This window comes from Micromonospora sp. NPDC005173 (assembly GCF_040608515.1).
In the GTDB taxonomy this organism is placed as follows: domain Bacteria; phylum Actinomycetota; class Actinomycetes; order Mycobacteriales; family Micromonosporaceae; genus Micromonospora.
Window position 1 is genome coordinate 78,009 of record NZ_JBEXIK010000004.1, and the last position, 15,704, is coordinate 93,712.

The window sequence follows — 15,704 nt, forward strand, 5'->3', positions numbered from 1 at the left end:
CTTCGCCGGATGGCTTCGGTCAGCTCACCCCCAGCCGGGCCAGCGGCTCGACCAGCTCGCGCTCCTCGTAGCTGAGGTGGGACAGCAGGGTGTCGCTCAGCAGGTCCACCGCGGCACGCAGCTCGGCCAACCCGTCCGGCGCGCCGACGTACGCGACCAGGGCCCGGTCGACGCCCTCCAGCACGTCGTGGATGACGTGGTGTTCCTGCTCCAGCCGGTCGACGACCGGGGCGAGGCGGGGATCGCGCTGCCGCAGCCGCGGGAAGAGCGCCTGGTCCTCGATGGTGTGGTGGGTGGTGACGATGCGGCAGTAGGACTCGCAGTAGACGCCGAGCGTCCACCGGTTCTGCCGCATGGTCATCGTGTTGATGTGCGACCGGGCCGTGCCGGCATCGATCTCACCGGCCGCCACCTGCTCGATCAGGTCGTGGATCTGGGTCAGTTCGCCGCGCAGGCCGTCGTGCACCTGCACCAGGTGCTGGCCGTTGGCCTGCTCCTGCGGGGTGTAGGTGCGCGTCGGGTCGGGTGCGGGTCCGCTCGGCCGGGTCGACTCGTCCCAGACCTGCCGGTCGCTGCGCCGCCGGCCGTCGTCAGGGGTCGGCACCACCGCGAAGGCGCCGCTCGGGCGGGCCGCCCGCGCCGGCGCGGCGACAACCCTCGCCGGCTCAGGCTCAGGCTCCGGCGTGCGCTCCGGCGCCGTGCCACGGTCACGCTCGGCGGCGACCAACTCGCGGACGGCGGGGGCCACCTCGCCGGCGAACCGGCGCAGGTCGTCGGGGTCGTCGCTGCCGAGGATGAAGGTGCTGATGCCCTCGTCCAGCGCGAGCTCGGCCAGTTCCTGGACCCACTGCTCAGCCGGCCCGTGCAGCGGGCCGCGTCCGACCGAGGCGAACTGTCCGGAGATGTTGAGCAGCCGGCGGATGTCCTCGGGCGAGCGGCCCGCCTGCCGGGCGGCGTCGTCGATGATCGCGTTGCCCTTTTCCAGGTCACCGGGCTGGAGGTAACCCAGCGAGGGCAGCCAACCGTCGGCCCGGCGACCGGTGAGCTCAAGCATCCGAGGCTTGTACGCGCCCAGCCAGACCGGCACCGTGTGCGCGGGCGCCGGGCCGCGCTTGGCACCGACCACCCGGTGGAACTCGCCATCGACACGCACTCCGCCGCGCGCCTCGGCGTCCCAGAGCTGGCGGATGACCTCGATGGCCTCCTCCAGCGCCCGTACGCCCTGCCCGGGGGTCAGCCGACGGCCGCCCATCGCCTCGATGGCCTCCCAGAACGCTCCCGCGCCGAGGCCCAGCTCGACCCGGCCGCCGCTGAGCAGGTCCAGGCTGGCGACGCTGCGGGCGAGCACCGCCGGGGGTCGCAGCGGCAGGTTCGTGACGTTCGCCGACAGGTGCACCCGGGTGGTCCGCGCGGCGACGTAGCTCAGCAGCGTCCACGTGTCGAGGAACTTCGGCTGGTAGGGGTGGTCCTGGAAGGTGACCAGGTCCAGGCCGACCTGCTCGGCCAGGACCGCGAGACCGACGGTGCGTCCCGGATCGTCGGCGCCGGGCGTGGTGAACGATCCGAAGACCAGGTCGTGGCCGTAGTCGCTCATCTGCGAGCCTCCCGTGTCGCGCGATGCATCATGACCTCAACCTTATGCCATACAGAACATCTGCTGCCAATAAGGTCTGCGACGCTGCGCTATTGTCGTCGTATGACGGGTGCCACCGACGCGCGGGACCGACCCGATCCCCTCGACGAAGACCTGGGCTGGATGCTCGGGATCGTCTTCCGTGGTTACGTCCGGGCGGCCGAGCACGCGCTCACCGACTTCCCCGGTGGCCCACGCGGCTACCAGGTGCTCACCGCCGCGATCAACGGGCCGACCCGGAACCAGGGTGCGATCGCCGAGGAACTCGGCATGGACCGCACCGTGCTCACCTACGTCATCGACGACCTCGAACGACCCGGGTTCGTCGCCCGCCGGGCGGACCCGGCCGACCGGCGCAGCCGACTGGTCGACGTCACCGACGCCGGCCGCGCGGCGTGGGAGCAGCGGCGGCGGGCGCTGCGCCAGGTCGAGTCACACCTGCTGGGGGCGCTCTCGCCGGCCGAGTCGGCGACGCTGCGGGCCCTGCTCCAGCGGGTCGCCTGCTCGGCCCAGGCCGTCGACCCACTACGCGACCTCTGCGAGGTGGTCGCGCAGGTGCAGCCCGACCCGACCCCGCCCACGCTTTCGCCAAACGCACCACCGGCGTCCGCGCCCCCGCGGCGGACGCCGGCCACCCGCACCCGCCGTCGCGGCTGAGCCGGGCAGGCGGTCTGGTCAGGCGGTCGGGTCAGGCGGCGGCCCGCTCCGGCAGCGGACGACGCCGCAGCGCCGAATCGGTGAGCACCTGCGGCGCCCAGGCGCCGTCGGGCTGGTAGAGGTTCGTTCCGGGCGCGACGATCTCGTCGATCCGGTCCAGCACCGCGTCGTCGAGGGTGAGTTCCGCACCCGCCAACAGCCCGTCAAGCTGCTCCATGGTGCGCGGGCCGATGATGGCCGACGTGACACCCGGATGCGCGACAGTGAACGCCACGGCCAGCTCCGGCAGGGTGCAGCCGACCTCCTCGGCGAGCGCGACGAGACGGTCGACCGCGGCGTACTTGGCCGCGTTGCCCGGCAGCGCGGGGTCGAAACGGGCCGGGGTGAGGGCAGGTCGGCCGGCGCTGAGATCGACCGGTCGGCCGGCCCGGTACCGGCCGGAGAGGAAACCGGAGGCGAGCGGGCTCCAGACCAGCACCCCCATGCCGAGACGCTGGCAGACCGGCAGCACCGACGTCTCGATCCCCCGGGCCAGGATCGAGTACGGCGGCTGCTCGGTGCGGAACCGACCCAGCGCCCGCCGCTCGGCCACGTGGTACGCCTGCACGATCTCGTCCGCCGGGAACGTCGAGCAGCCGAAGGCCCGGATCTTTCCGGCCCGTACCAGGTCGGTGAGCGCGCCCAGCGTCTCCTCCACGTCGGTGGTGTGGTCCGGCCGGTGCACCTGGTAGAGGTCGATCCAGTCGGTGCCGAGCCGGCGCAGGCTCTCCTCCACCTCTCGGACGATCCAGCGCCGGGAGTTGCCCCCGCGGTTGGGGCCCTCCCCCATCGGAAAGTGGACCTTGGTGGCCAGCACCACGTCGTCGCGCCGGCCGCGCAGCGCCTTCCCGACAATCAACTCCGACTCCCCGGCGGAGTACATGTCGGCGGTGTCGACGACGTTGATCCCCCGGTCCAGTGCGGCGTGCACGATGCGGACGCAGTCGTCGTGGTCGGGGTTGCCGACCGCGCCGAACATCATCGTGCCGAGACAGTGGACGCTGACCTGGATGCCGGTGCCGCCGAGGACGCGGTAGCGCATGGAGTCCCCCGAAATGGTTGGAGCCGCGCGGACGGGGGCGGCTGGCCCGTCCAGCCAACCTAGGCATTCGAGCGCACTCGAGGTCAAGTGAGCACGGGCCGGGCCCGCCGGCACCGCTCGACCGTCGTGCGTCGAGCCGTACCGGCGGACCCGTGCCACCGCCGTCACGCCGGGGTCAGCGCACGTGCACGAACACCGGGTTCGAGTAGAACCACAGGTCGTCCCACGGGCTCTCCAGCCCGTCGGCCAGCGGCTCCGCCTCGTCCGTGCTGGTGCCGCGGACCCGCGCGTAGGTGTCGGCCTCCACGTTGCGCAGCGTGTGCCGGATGACGTAGTCCGCACCCTGTCGGCGCCAGTCCCGCGGGCCGAACCGGGCCACCACCTTGGTGGTGGGGTTGGTGTCGGCGTCCGGGTTGGCGCTCGGACCGGTGATCTGACCGACGATCAGGTCGACCCGGCGGACCTCGGGGCGGTCACCGTTGGCGTTCGCGCCGTTCAGCGGACGGAACTTGATCTCGATCTCGACATCGGTGCGGTTGCGACGGCTGACCGTGATGGTCTCGCCCACCTCGGCGGTCCGGCCCTGGGAGCTGGCGGTGACGTCGAGGCTGCTGATCAGGTCACCGGTGGTGACCCAGATCCGGCCGTTGCGCAGGCCGTCCATGATGTCGCCGTAGTCTTGGCGGGCGTGCACGTAGGTCTTGCTGTACTCGCCCGGCCAGAAGTCCGAGCCGCCGCGCGTCCAGTGCACGTGTGAGTCCGAGGTCGCCGTGATCCACCAGCGGCGGCCCTCGCCGAGCAGCGAGTCCCACAGCCCACCGACCCGCGCGGTCATCTGGTCGAAGCCACCGTAGGTGGGGTGGTTGCCGTACCCGCCCCGCTTGCCGCCGTTGAGCGGACCCGCCTGGTGGCCGGGCGCACCCTCGAAGCCGATGTACACGTCCGGGGCGGCGTTGTTGCCGTTACGGAACTCCCGTGGGGTGTCCTGGCCGTAGACGCCGAGGCCGGGCGCCGAGCGCGACGCGTGGTGGGCGATCACCAGCGGCTTGTGCGGCATCCCCCGGGCGACCTTGAGGAACTCCACCATCCTGGCCTCGGTGTCCCGGGCCGGGTCGGTGGGGAACGCGTCGTACTTGGCGAACCGGCTCTCCAGCTCGAACAGCTGCTTCGCCTCGTCGTCGTGGCGGGGGATCATCAGCGTGTGGTGGTCCAGCGCCGGCGCGTCGAACTCCATGCCCCAGAACTGGAGCACCTCGGGGACCAGCTTGCGCGAGCGCAGCAGGTCGGGGTACGCCTGCTCGATGTTCACCTTGGAGTGGGTCGGTCCACCGTGGTCGGTGCACATCGCCCAGCTCAGGCCGAAGTTCTTCGCCATGATGGCGTTGGTGACGATCGGGTAGACCGCGTCCGCGCCCTTGTGGAACACGATCGGGGACTTCGTGGTGTCGAATTCGCCGCTGTACTCGGAGTGGACATGGTGGTCACCGGCACGCCACGCCCGGTTCTTGGAGTTGCCCCGGTCGCCCGTGTCGTCGCCGGGCCGCCGCTCCTCGTCGGCCCAGGCCGCGCCTCCGCCGATCAGCGGGCTGGCAGCGGCCAGCGTCGCGCCGACGCCTGCGTACTTGACCAGCTTGCGGCGCGACAGCTGCCCGCGCTCGGTCTCTTCGGGTTGCTTGTCCCTCACGTGAGAGCCTCTCCTCGATCAAGCGAATGCTCTTTCGATCAAGGAGCCTTGAAGAAGGTCGTGAACGCACTCTGTACGGTGCGCGGGCGCACGATGAACACCCGGCCCGGACCTCCCGACAGGCCCGGCCCCGCCCGCTCGAGGCTGCGGCCGGCACCCCGCGACGGCGCGGGGTGCCGGACCAGGATCGCCAGGTCAGGGCACCTGCCAAGTATCCCGCGTGCTCCGGGCGGCCGACGAGTCGGCCGGTCCGGTGACCACCGGTGGCGCGACGTCGACCGAGGGCAGCCCGGCCCGGCCGGCGAGCGGCAGGATCAGCTCGCTGCGACCCAGGTCGACCCGGACGGTGGCGTCCTGGTCGTCGGTCTCGGTGAACTGCGGGTCGCTCTGGCCGAGCACCAGGCCGAGCACATGGCCGGCGGGCAGCATCGCGTCGTACGCGTTCAGCGGCACGGTCACCGTGTACCAGCGGTCCGGCCGCAGCGGGGTGCTGAACCGCAACGAGCGGTGGTGCGCCGCATCGAGCCAGCCCCGGGTGAGCACGGCGTGGTCGGAGACCTCGGTGATCTCCTCGGTGTCCCGGTAGCAGGCGTCGTCGGCGTCCGTGGAAGCTCCCCAGCACGACTCGGTGCTCAGCGTCCGCACCCCCTCCGAGCTGCCGTACCGGATCCGCTCCGCGGTGCCGTAGTCGACCAGCCGGGCGGTCAGCTCGGTGGTCGGCCGGTCCACCCGGATCCGTAGCCGCACCGAGGCGCTGCCGGAGATCCGCACCGGCGCGGTGAGCGCGCCGGAGAGGAAGACCAACCGGCCGGCGGTCGCGGTGCTCGGCTCGGCGACCAGCTCCGCTTCGCTCAGCGACTCGTCGACGTACGCCTGCTCGCGGCCCGGCCGCGCGCCGCGCCCGCCCAGGGTGCCGGTCACGCCGTCACCGGCACCGAGGGCCACCCGTACCTCCCGGGTGCCGGGTGCCGGCCAGTCCCGTTGCGTCGTCCAGGTTCCCGGCGCGGTCTCCAGGTCGACCCGCGGCTCGTCCATCACCCCGTTGCGCAGCCCTTGCAACCAGTAGTCGAACCAGCGGTGCAGGTCGGACACCCACTCGGCACGCCGGACGTCGAACGGGTCCTCGTGGCCGGCCTGGTAGAGCCAGAGCTTGCGGGGCACCCCCTGCTCGGCCAGCTCCTGCCACCAGCGGGCGAACTGGTTGGTGGTCACATTCAGGTCGTTGACGCCGTGCGCCACGAACACGCTGGCCCGCACCCGGCCGGCCGCGGGTCGGTAGTCGCGCTGCGCCCAAAACCCGTTGTAGTCGCCGGTCTCCTCGGCGCTGTCGGCGCGCAGCCGGGCCAGCACCACCGCGCAGGCCTCGTCGGTGCGGCCGTTGACGTACGAGTGCAGGTAGCCGGGATAGTCCGTGGCACGCAGCACCCCCTGGTAGCGCATGTAGTCGTACCAGCTGGAGATCGCCGAGATCGGCACGATCGTCGCCAGCCCCGGCACGCCGGTGGCGGCGACCCCATTGGCGACAGAGCCGTCCCACGACTTGCCGATCATGCCGACCCGCCCGGTGCTCCACGCCGCGCTGACCGGTTGACCGTCGGCGGTGAAGGCACGGGCCCGCCCGTTGAGCCAGTCCACCACCGCCTTGGCGCTGCCCACCTCGGCCGGGCCGCCGACGTCCTCGCAGCCGGTGGAGCGGGCGGTGCCGGCGAGGTCCACCGCAGCGAACGCGTAGCCGCGCGGGACGAAGTAGTTGTCGTAGAACAGCGGCGCCTTGGCGATCACGCCTGCCGCGTCGTACGTCTTGCGCTCGCTCTCGTTGCCTCGGCCGCAGCAGAGGTAGTAGGGCGAGGCGTCCATGATGACCGGCACCCGGACCCCCGCGGCGGCGGCCTCCCGGGGCCGGACCAGGTCCACCGCCACCCGGTCCCGCACGCCGTCGCCGTCGGTGTCGGCCCGGGTCTCCACCCAGACGCTCTCCCGGATCGCGTCGGCGTAGGAGTACGCGGGGACGGTCTGGTCGCCGACGACATGCGGCGGGGCCGGGCGGTGCTGGGCGGCCGGGTCAGCGGCCACCGGAGAGGCGGCCACCGGGGCGGCGGCCACCGGAGCGGTGGGCAGCGCCGCGAGCAACAGGCCGGCCAGGACGGCGGCGACCCGGGCGCGGGTGCCGGCGGTCATCGGAGTGGGCGACATCGGTGTCCTCCCCAGGATGCGGCGCGTGGATGACATTCCATCGCATCGATGTCCTGCTTGCCTAGTGCCCGCCCGATCGCCGCCCACGACCGGCGGGGCCGTCGTCAGATCCGGGCGCGGGGCAGCCAACCCAGGAATCGGTTCCGGACCCGGGGTAACGGCAGCGTCGGCAGGTCCTGGACGGCGGCGACGAGGCAGGAGCCGAGGTACATGGCGAGGGCGGCGCGCGCCCCACCGAACTCGGCGAGGAGCTGGCTCTGTTTCGTGGCGCAGGGCCATTCGCGACCGCAGCCGGTGCAGGTCCAACTCGGCGGGTTGGGCAGGTGCTCGGGCAGTCTCGCCCGGCGGTACCGGCCCACGACACTGTTGTCCGAGCGCACGTCGCGTCGCTGGGCGGCTGGGCCGCCGTTGCGTGGCGCGAGCGGCCGAACGGGCGGCAGGTAGCGCCGGACGGTCCCGAGGAGTACGCCGACGCGGATCAGCGCGTCCGGCCCCACGTGGTGGGCCAGCAACGCCGTCATCACATGGTGCCCCAGCAGGTCGAGGGAGTCACGGTTCAGGCGCAGGTCGCGGCAGAGGTCGACGAATTCGAGGGTGGCCAGTGGCACGCGGTCGTCGAGCGCGCGGCGCAGCACCTCGCGCAAGGCAGTCCCGAGGCCCTCCAGCGCGTCACCCTCGCCCAGTCCCAGGCTGTCCTGGTCCGCCACCCGCGTCAGCGCCTCGGCCACGGCCAGCCGGACGACACGGTCAGGGTCGGTACTGTCCAATGGTCACCCCGTTCGATGGCCGGTCGTCCGGCAAGGCCCGGCCGCGCTCCGGCGTCCGGGGAATTGTGGACAAGATTCCGGTGGGCGCAACCTGCATGGCTAGGCCAGCAGGCGCAGCGATACGAATGCGGTAGTCGGAATGCGAAGTCGACCAACCGACACACCGAGGTGGAACGGCGGGCGGGCCTCCACCTGTCCTATGGTGGAACTTCCATCAAAGCCTGTTGTGTAAGTGGGAATTGTTCACAGTTCGCTCCGGCCTCGCGGCCCGGTACGTCCCGACACCGCCGCCGGCCCCGGTCCAGCATCCGGCGACACCTTCCCCGGACGGAGACAGCGGATGACCTCACGAGTGCAGATCCGAGGATTCGAGAGCCGAGATCCGGCGGCCATTCGCCACTTCCTGGCCCGGACGTACGACACGGACCTGCGCATCCGCGGCGGGGACGACGGCTATCGACTCGTCCACCAACGCCTCGACACCGGGTTGTTCGCTCTCGCGACGATCGCTCAGACGGCGCACCTCGACATCGGTGCGCACGGTATCGACGCTCTGGTGATCTGCCGCACCCGCACCGCCCGGGTCGAGCGCGCCACCGACGGCGCGGTCCATCGGTTCGGCCCCGGCGACGTCTTCCTCACCACCAGACCCGGTCTGCCGTTCAACATGCACTGGCAACCCGGCGAGGTGGAACTCTGCGTGCTGGACCTGGCGGTGCTGGCGCAGGTCGCCACCGCCGCGCCGGCCCGGCGACCCGGTCAGGTCCGGTTCACCGACCTCGGGCCTGCCAGTGCCGCCCACGCCCGGCAGTGGCGGAACACCACCCGCTACATCAGCGACGTCGTGCTGACCAACGCGACCACCAACGCGGAGCCGCTGGTGATCGGCAACGCCGCGCGGATGCTCGCCGCGGCGGCACTCACGGTCTTCCCCAACACGGCGGTCACCGATCCGACCACCGAGGACCGGCGCGACGCCGGCACCGCCACGTTGCGCCGGGCGATCACCTTCATGGACGAGTACGCCGACCGGGACATCACCGCGGCCGACATCGCCAACGCCGCCGCCGTCTCCCTGCGGGCGGTGCAACTGGCCTTCCGCCGTCATCTCGGCACCACCCCGATGGCGCACCTGCGTCGGATCCGGCTCGATCGGGCCCACCACGACCTGGTACGGGCCGACCCTCGCCGGGATACCGTGTCGGCGATCGCCAGTCGGTGGGGGTTCGCCAGCCACAGCAGATTCACCGCCCGGTACCACGCCAGCTACGGGGTGCCGCCCCGCGAGACCCTCCACGCCTGACCGACGCCAGCACCGCGCGGGCTAGTCCCGGTCGCGCTCGTGGGCGTCGCGGGCGGTCTGCAACTCGGGCACCGAGCCTTCCAGCAGGTCGGCGAGGCCGCGCAACTGCTCGGCGACCCGGGCGCCGAGGGGGGTCAGCGAGTATTCGACGCGCGGCGGAATCGCCGTGAGGACCTCGCGGGTCAGCATGCCGTCGCGCTCAAGGGTCTGCAGGGTCTGGGAGAGCATCCGCTCGCTGACCCCGTCGATGCGCCGACGCAGCGCGTTGAACCGGTACCGACCCTCGCCGAGCGCCAGCAGGGCCAGCGAAGCCCATTTCGAGGTGACGTCCTCGAACGCGGCGCGGGAGGTGCACCCGCGCGCGAAGACATCGCTGACGAGTTCCTGGGTAGGCCCCGCCGGGTCCTGGGCCGGCACGTCGTTCACCTCAACAGCCTACCTCACGATTACGAGAACGCATGTACTGTAGATTAGTAAGTGCCTACAGTTTCGTCATCGCCGCACCGGAGGTTTCCCATGCCCACCTATGCCGTCACCGGCGCCACCGGCCGCCTGGGCCGCCTGGTGATCGAGCACCTGCTCGACGCCGGCGTACCCGCCACCGAGATCGCCGCCGTCGTCCGCACCCCGGAGAAGGCCGCCGACTTCGCCGCGCGCGGCGTCGAGATCCGCCAGGCCAACTACGACGACCCGTCGACGCTGCCCGGCGCCGTGGCCGGAGTACGCCGCCTGCTGCTCATCTCCGGTGACACTCCCGGTCAGCGCGTTGCCCAGCACACCGCGGTCATCGACGCGGCCAAGCTCGCCGGGGTCGAGCGCCTGATCTACACCAGCATCCTCCGCGCCGACACCACCACGAACCCCCTGGCGCCCGAGCACAAGGCCACCGAGGAGGTCATCGCCGCCTCGGGTCTGCCGTACACGATCCTGCGCAACAGCTGGTACACCGAGAACTACACCGACCAGCTGCCGCAGTACCTGCAGACCGGCGTGATCCTCGGCGCCACCGGTGGCAGCAGGGTCTCCGCCGCGACCCGGGCCGACTACGCGGCGGCGGCCGTCGCGGCGCTGACCCGCCAGGAGGACGGCAACGCCGTCTACGAGCTGGGCGGGACGGCATTCACCTTCGACGAGTTGGCCGCCGCCGTTACCGAGGTCACCGGCACCACGGTCGTCCACCGGGACCTGTCCGCCACCGAGCTCGCCGCGACCCTGGAGAACGTCGGGCTCGACGCGGGCACCGCCGGGTTCGTCGCCGCGCTCGACCACTCGATCGCCATCGGTGAACTGACGACCGACAGCGACGACCTCAGCCGGCTGATCGGCCGCCCGAGCACCCCGCTGCACGACGCCGTCCGGGCCGCGCACGCCTGACCGGCGGCCGTCGGCCACGTCGACGAGCACCGGCGGGCGACGGGTGCGTACCTGTCGCCCGCCTGCGCTCCGGGAGCCCCCACGGCCGACACGTGCCGGACGGGCGTTTACGCCCCGCGGCGCAGCGGTCGGAAGAAGTCTCGCAGGTCGTTGGCGAGCACGTCGGGTTCCTCCAAGGGCAGGAAGTGGCCTCCGCGGGTCGGGCCACGCCATTGGCGCAGGTCACGATAAACGCGCTCGGCGTACTCGCGGGGGTAGTCCCGGTCCTCCGGGGTGAGCCGGACTCCTGCTGGCACGTCAACAACCCCCAGGGGCGGAGTCCGGGAGTCGTCGTAGTAGGGCCTGAAGGATGAGCCGATCGTCCCGGTCGCCCAGTAAAGAGTGGCGATGGTGAGTAGAAGGTCTTTGCTGAACCGAGATTCGAGGTCTCCGTCGCAGTCGCTCCAGGCCCGATACTTTTCCACGATCCAGGCGGCTAGGCCGGCGGGAGAGTCGAGCAGGGCCGCAGCGAGGGTGTCCGGTCGAGTGCTCTGGATGGCGGCGTAGCCGTCATCGCTGCCATCGTGCTCGTTCGATCGCGCTTTCAGGTAGGCCTGCTCGGCTGCGGACAATGGGTGGGCGTCGTCGAGAATGGGGTGCAGGTTCGGATGGTGGGTGTGGATCCCGACCACCCGCTGCCGGTGCCGGGCGCCGAGAAAGCCGGTGACATGAGAGCCGATGTCGCCGCCGTACGCGCCGAACGTGGAGTAGCTCAGGACATCCGTCATCAGCCGTGCCCACAGGTCAGCAACTACCGGAGGGGTCACCAGGCCGTGGATCGGCAGGTCCGAGAACACGAAGCCGGGCAGGGACGGAACGACGACGTCGAAGGCGTCGTCCTGCTCGCCGCCGTAGGCAGCCGGATCGGCCAGCCGCGCCGCTAGCGGCAACATCTCCACGAAGCTGCTGGGCCAGCCATGGGTGAGCACCAGCGGCAGCGGGGAGCGGGTGCCGCTGGAGGTTGCCGCGCGCAGGTACACGAAGTGCACGCGCCGGCCGTCCAGGGTCGCGGTGTAGTGCGGCACTGCGTTGAGTTCGCGTTCCCGGGCGCGCCAGTCGAAGCCGCTGCGCCAGTAGGTCACCAGCTCGCGAAGGTAGTCCGGATCCGTGCCGGCACACCACCCGCTCGCAGTCGGGCGGGGAAAGCGGGTGCGCGCCAACCGCTCGGCCAGGTCCGCCAGCAGGTCGTCGGAGACGTCGATGGTGAACGGCACAGCTTGTGGCAGGGACGACATGAAGAGGGCCTCCGTGACCTGGGACGGATGAAATCCACATTCCCCAGGTCAGCTCGCCATATCGGCTCGCCCGATGGCTGCAAGGGAAGCGATTCGCATGCTACCGGCCGCGACGCTGCCTGAAAAGTGCTCACTCGGCTGTGGCCGGGAGCGCCACGTAGCCGGTGGTCGGCTGGGGCCGGGATCCGGCTCGGTCGGTACGCATCGGGTGCAGTCGGGGAGCAGGAACATCCGGCACACCGCCGCGGCGGGCTAGTCAAGGTCGCGCCCGTGGGCGTCGCAAGCGGTCTGCACGGCGACACGTGCCGGTCGGCTACTCCGTCTCGTCGTCCTGGTCGGTGACGTCGGCCAGGACGTCGGCCGCGTCCCGGTTGCCGCCATCGGCGAGCCGTCGAAGCTCGGCGACATCGACCCGCTCGGTCGCCAGCTCGACGAGCTGATCGGTCGCGTCCTGGTCGCCCCGGTCGGCCAGGCGCCGCAGCTCGTCCATGTCGCCGCGCTCAGTGGCGAGCTCGACGAGCTGAGCCGCCGCGTCGGTGTTGCCGCTCTCTGCGAGCTGGCGCAGCTCCGCCAGGTCGCCCCGCTCACCGGCAAGCTCGACGAGCTGGTCGACCGCGTCCCGGTCACCGTTCGCGGCCCGTTCCCGCAGGCCCGCAAGATCAGAATCTGACACGATCACGTACCTTTCACCAGGCTCACGCACGACGGTTCTCCATCGGCCCGCCGTCATCGTCGGCCGCCGCACCCGGCCCGGTCGACCCGACCACTCCCCCGGGCTCACCACCGAAACCTAGACAACCGGCGCCGCGTCGGGCAGCCGAACGCCTCAACAGCATCGGCTGGTGGTTCGCCCTTCCGCCGTTGTCACTGGGCCGTCTCCGTGGGGTCGGCGAGGAGCAACCCGGTCAGCAGGCTGCGCACGGTCCGCTCGAAGAGGTCCGTCCGGGGCGCGGGCACCGAGGGCTGGCTGAACGCCGCGACCATGTGCGGGTACGCGGTGAGGTCGCCACCAGCGAAGCTGAACGACCCGGAGGTGGCCTCGCTGCGGGCGAAGAGGCTCACCACGCCGGTCATCATGGCGATCGCCTCGAACTTGGCGGTGGCGGCGCAGCGGACGGGTTCCAGGACCCGCAGGCAGTTGTCGAACCAGGCGAGGCTGTCGGGGCCGATGCCGGACGGTCGGTGACTCACGTCGAACAACCACGGGTGGCGCCGGTGCAGCGCCAACTGCCTGCGGGCCAACAGCAGCATCGAGTGCAGCCAGTCGCCCTCCGCCTGCGGGTACGGCCGCAGCTCCCCCACGGCCCGGTCGGTCATCAGATCCAGGAGGTCGTCGCGGGAGGACAGGTACCGGTAGAGCGATCCGGCGCCGGTGCCCAGCGCGGTCGCGACGGCGCGCATCGACACCGCGGCGAGTCCTTCGGCGTCGGCCAGTGCGATGGCGGCCGCGACGATCTCGTCGCGGCTGTGCGCCGGAACGGGACCGCGGCTGCCGCGTTCGGGCCTGGTCCAGATCGGTTGCCGGTCGGTGTCACCGCCGCCGGACTTCCTCGGTGCGTCGCTCACCGATCTACTGTAAACTGCAAACGTCGTTCGCAGTTTAGACCTGGCGGAAGGGCGGACCGATCATGGAACGGATCACGGCACGGGACGGCGCCAGCGTCGTGCTGCACTCCACGGGCAGCGGACCCGGGATCGTCGTGGTGCACGGCGGCGGGGTCACCATCGACGTGTACGGCCGGCTGGCCACGGCCCTCGCCGACCGATTCACCGTGCACCTCTACAACCGGCGGGGACGTGCCGACGCCCCGCCCAGGTCGATGCCCTACACGTTCGACCAGGACATCGACGACCTCGCCGTGGTGCTGGAGCACACCGGGTCCGGCAACGTCATCGGCCACAGCTCCGGCGGCTTCATCGCGCTCCGGGCCGCACTCCGGCTGCCGATCGACCGACTCGCCCTCTACGACGCCGCGATCTCCATCGACGGCGGCTCACCGTCCGCGTGGCTGGAGCCCGCCCGCGCGGCGCTGCGGCGTGGCGACACCGCTCGGGGCCTCGCCATCACGGCCGCCGGCATCAACCCGCAGATGGCGGCGGCGAAGCTCCCGCTCGGCGTACGGGTGGCGATCACTCGCGCGTTCAAGCACACCCCGATCGGGCGCACGATGGGCGAGCTGCTGCCGATGACTCTGGACGAGACGGCCCTGATCCTGGCGCACGACGGCCCGGCCACCCAGTGGGACGGGGTCACCTGCGAAGTGCTGCTGACGTGCGGCGCCGACGGCCCGCCCTACTACATCGATCTCAACGAGGCGTTGGCCCGCGCGCTGCCACGAGCCAGGACGCTGACGATTCCCCGGAGCGGGCACGACGCCATCAACCGGGCGTACCCGAGAATGGTCGAGCCGCTCGTCGACTTCTTCGCGGCCCCGGTGACGCCGCGGCGGACGCCCCACACCTGACGGGCCACGCGGTCGCCCGGCCTGGCCGTCCCCAATGGATGTCGGCGCCATCGCGCGGCACGCACGGCCGCCCACGGTTATTGATCTTGGCATAGGCTGGGGGACATGCCCGAATGCCCCGCGCACCGCCATCATGACGGCCACAGGTCGGGCCGCCCAGCGGCCTCGGAACACACCACCGAGCCGGCCGGCTGGTGAGTGGAGCACCCGCGCCCGCCCAGCGAGGTGAGCCGGCCGCACCGACAGACGGCCGGTCGAGGCTGGTCGACGGCTGCCGGCGACTCGCCGACTCGCGCCCCTTCGAGATCGGCATCGTCGTCGTCATCCTCGCCAACGGGGTCGTCCTCGGCCTGGAGACGTACGACGGCCTGATCGCACCAGGTGCGGCGCTGCACTGGCTGGAGTTGTTCTTCCGCGCCGTCTTCGTCGTCGAGATCGGCATCCGGCTGGCTGCGTACGGCCGTCGTCCGCAGGACTTCTTCCGGCACGGCTGGAACGTCTTCGACTTCGTGGTGATCGCGGCGATCTTCATACCGGGCCTGCACGGCGACCCGGCGCTGCTGCGCGTGGTGCGGGTCGCACGGATGATCCGTTTGGTGCGGTTCTCGCCGGGCCTTCGCACCATCGTCGCCGCCCTGTGGCGCAGCCTGCCGGGCGTCGGCGGTTTCCTCGCCCTGGCCGTGGTGACGCTCTACGTGTACGGCATGGCCGGCTGGCTGATCTTCGGCAGCAGGTACCCGGAAGAGTACGGCGACATCGGCCGGTCCCTGCTGACGTTGTTCGTGCTGCTGTCGCTGGAGACGCTGCCAGACCTCATCGAGCAGGGCATGGCCATCTCGCCGTGGACCCTGCTCTACTACGTCAGCTACGTGATCATCACCGTCAACCTGCTGCTCAACATCCTCATCGCGGTCATCGTCAACTCGATGGAGGAGGCACGCCGGTTGGAGATGACCGAGCGGCTGGCCCCCGGGTACGACGAGGACGGTGACGGCGTACCGGACGAGCTGGACCGCATCGCGCTCACCCAACGGCTGGACGACCTGCGGGCGGTGATCGCCGAGTTGGAACGGGAACTGCGGATCGACCGCGACGACGGGCACGGCCGCCCACACCGGGAGGACGCCCGCGCCGGACGATGAACCGGCCGCCGGGTGCCGGATACACCCTCCGGTGCGGCGCATTCCAGCACGTGACGGTCATCCGACGTTCTTCCGTGGCGGTCCGCGTACCAGTTAGTCTCGATGGCGTCCTACAGGTCTGACTGAAGGGC

Annotated in this window: 14 protein-coding genes; 5 read left to right on the forward strand and 9 right to left on the reverse strand. The window is 71.3% G+C overall.

Annotated features, from left to right (window positions below; genetic code table 11):
- Nucleotides 1-19 precede the first annotated feature (19 nt).
- Nucleotides 20-1,594, reverse strand: a complete 1,575-nt coding sequence (locus ABZV00_RS07505) for an LLM class flavin-dependent oxidoreductase (RefSeq protein ID WP_355602724.1) — start codon at nt 1,592-1,594, stop codon at nt 20-22.
- A gap of 102 nt (nt 1,595-1,696) precedes the next feature.
- Between ABZV00_RS07505 and ABZV00_RS07510 the strand changes: the two genes are divergently transcribed.
- Complete coding sequence (locus ABZV00_RS07510; RefSeq protein ID WP_355602726.1) at nt 1,697-2,290, forward strand: MarR family winged helix-turn-helix transcriptional regulator; 594 nt, start codon at nt 1,697-1,699, stop codon at nt 2,288-2,290.
- 31 nt (nt 2,291-2,321) lie between these two features.
- Here ABZV00_RS07510 and ABZV00_RS07515 read toward each other — a convergent pair whose 3' ends face one another.
- The 4 genes from ABZV00_RS07515 to ABZV00_RS07530 all read right to left on the reverse strand — a co-directional run bounded on the left by ABZV00_RS07515 (nt 2,322) and on the right by ABZV00_RS07530 (nt 8,015).
- Nucleotides 2,322-3,371, reverse strand: a complete 1,050-nt coding sequence (locus ABZV00_RS07515) for an aldo/keto reductase (RefSeq protein WP_355602728.1) — start codon at nt 3,369-3,371, stop codon at nt 2,322-2,324.
- 175 nt (nt 3,372-3,546) lie between these two features.
- Nucleotides 3,547-5,055 carry a phosphoesterase gene (locus tag ABZV00_RS07520; protein WP_328417517.1) on the reverse strand — a complete coding sequence of 503 codons (1,509 nt, stop codon included), beginning with the start codon at nt 5,053-5,055 and terminating at the stop codon, nt 3,547-3,549.
- Between the two features lie 195 nt (nt 5,056-5,250).
- Nucleotides 5,251-7,248, reverse strand: coding sequence for a Xaa-Pro dipeptidyl-peptidase (locus ABZV00_RS07525; RefSeq protein WP_355602730.1), 1,998 nt, complete (start codon nt 7,246-7,248; stop codon nt 5,251-5,253).
- Between the two features lie 104 nt (nt 7,249-7,352).
- The gene (locus tag ABZV00_RS07530) at nt 7,353-8,015 is read right to left on the reverse strand and encodes a hypothetical protein (protein WP_355602732.1); all 663 of its coding nucleotides are present in this window, start codon (nt 8,013-8,015) and stop codon (nt 7,353-7,355) included.
- Between the two features lie 340 nt (nt 8,016-8,355).
- Here ABZV00_RS07530 and ABZV00_RS07535 point away from each other — a divergent pair, with 340 nt between their 5' ends.
- Nucleotides 8,356-9,318 (forward strand): helix-turn-helix transcriptional regulator, encoded by a 963-nt coding sequence (locus tag ABZV00_RS07535; RefSeq protein WP_355602733.1) that lies wholly within the window; start codon nt 8,356-8,358, stop codon nt 9,316-9,318.
- A 21-nt stretch (nt 9,319-9,339) separates the two neighbouring features.
- Here ABZV00_RS07535 and ABZV00_RS07540 read toward each other — a convergent pair whose 3' ends face one another.
- Nucleotides 9,340-9,744, reverse strand: coding sequence for a helix-turn-helix domain-containing protein (locus ABZV00_RS07540; protein ID WP_355602735.1), 405 nt, complete (start codon nt 9,742-9,744; stop codon nt 9,340-9,342).
- 90 nt (nt 9,745-9,834) lie between these two features.
- Here ABZV00_RS07540 and ABZV00_RS07545 point away from each other — a divergent pair, with 90 nt between their 5' ends.
- Nucleotides 9,835-10,692: an NAD(P)H-binding protein gene (locus tag ABZV00_RS07545; RefSeq protein WP_328417527.1), complete on the forward strand. Its 858-nt coding sequence runs from the start codon at nt 9,835-9,837 to the stop codon at nt 10,690-10,692.
- A 107-nt stretch (nt 10,693-10,799) separates the two neighbouring features.
- Here the strand turns inward: ABZV00_RS07545 and ABZV00_RS07550 are convergent, their stop codons facing one another.
- The 3 genes from ABZV00_RS07550 to ABZV00_RS07560 all read right to left on the reverse strand — a co-directional run bounded on the left by ABZV00_RS07550 (nt 10,800) and on the right by ABZV00_RS07560 (nt 13,532).
- Nucleotides 10,800-11,966, reverse strand: coding sequence for an epoxide hydrolase family protein (locus ABZV00_RS07550; RefSeq protein ID WP_355602737.1), 1,167 nt, complete (start codon nt 11,964-11,966; stop codon nt 10,800-10,802).
- A gap of 313 nt (nt 11,967-12,279) precedes the next feature.
- Nucleotides 12,280-12,639 carry a hypothetical protein gene (locus ABZV00_RS07555; protein ID WP_355602739.1) on the reverse strand — a complete coding sequence of 120 codons (360 nt, stop codon included), beginning with the start codon at nt 12,637-12,639 and terminating at the stop codon, nt 12,280-12,282.
- A 191-nt stretch (nt 12,640-12,830) separates the two neighbouring features.
- A complete protein-coding gene (locus tag ABZV00_RS07560; protein ID WP_355602741.1) occupies nt 12,831-13,532 on the reverse strand; it encodes a helix-turn-helix domain-containing protein in 702 nt (233 codons plus the stop codon).
- Nucleotides 13,533-13,594: 62 nt separating this feature from the next.
- On the opposite strand from ABZV00_RS07560, the gene ABZV00_RS07565 reads away from it, so the two are divergent.
- Entirely contained in the window at nt 13,595-14,431 is an 837-nt protein-coding gene (locus tag ABZV00_RS07565) for an alpha/beta fold hydrolase (RefSeq protein ID WP_355602743.1), read from the forward strand.
- 194 nt (nt 14,432-14,625) lie between these two features.
- Nucleotides 14,626-15,573, forward strand: coding sequence for an ion transporter (locus ABZV00_RS07570; protein ID WP_355602745.1), 948 nt, complete (start codon nt 14,626-14,628; stop codon nt 15,571-15,573).
- Nucleotides 15,574-15,704 lie beyond the last annotated feature (131 nt).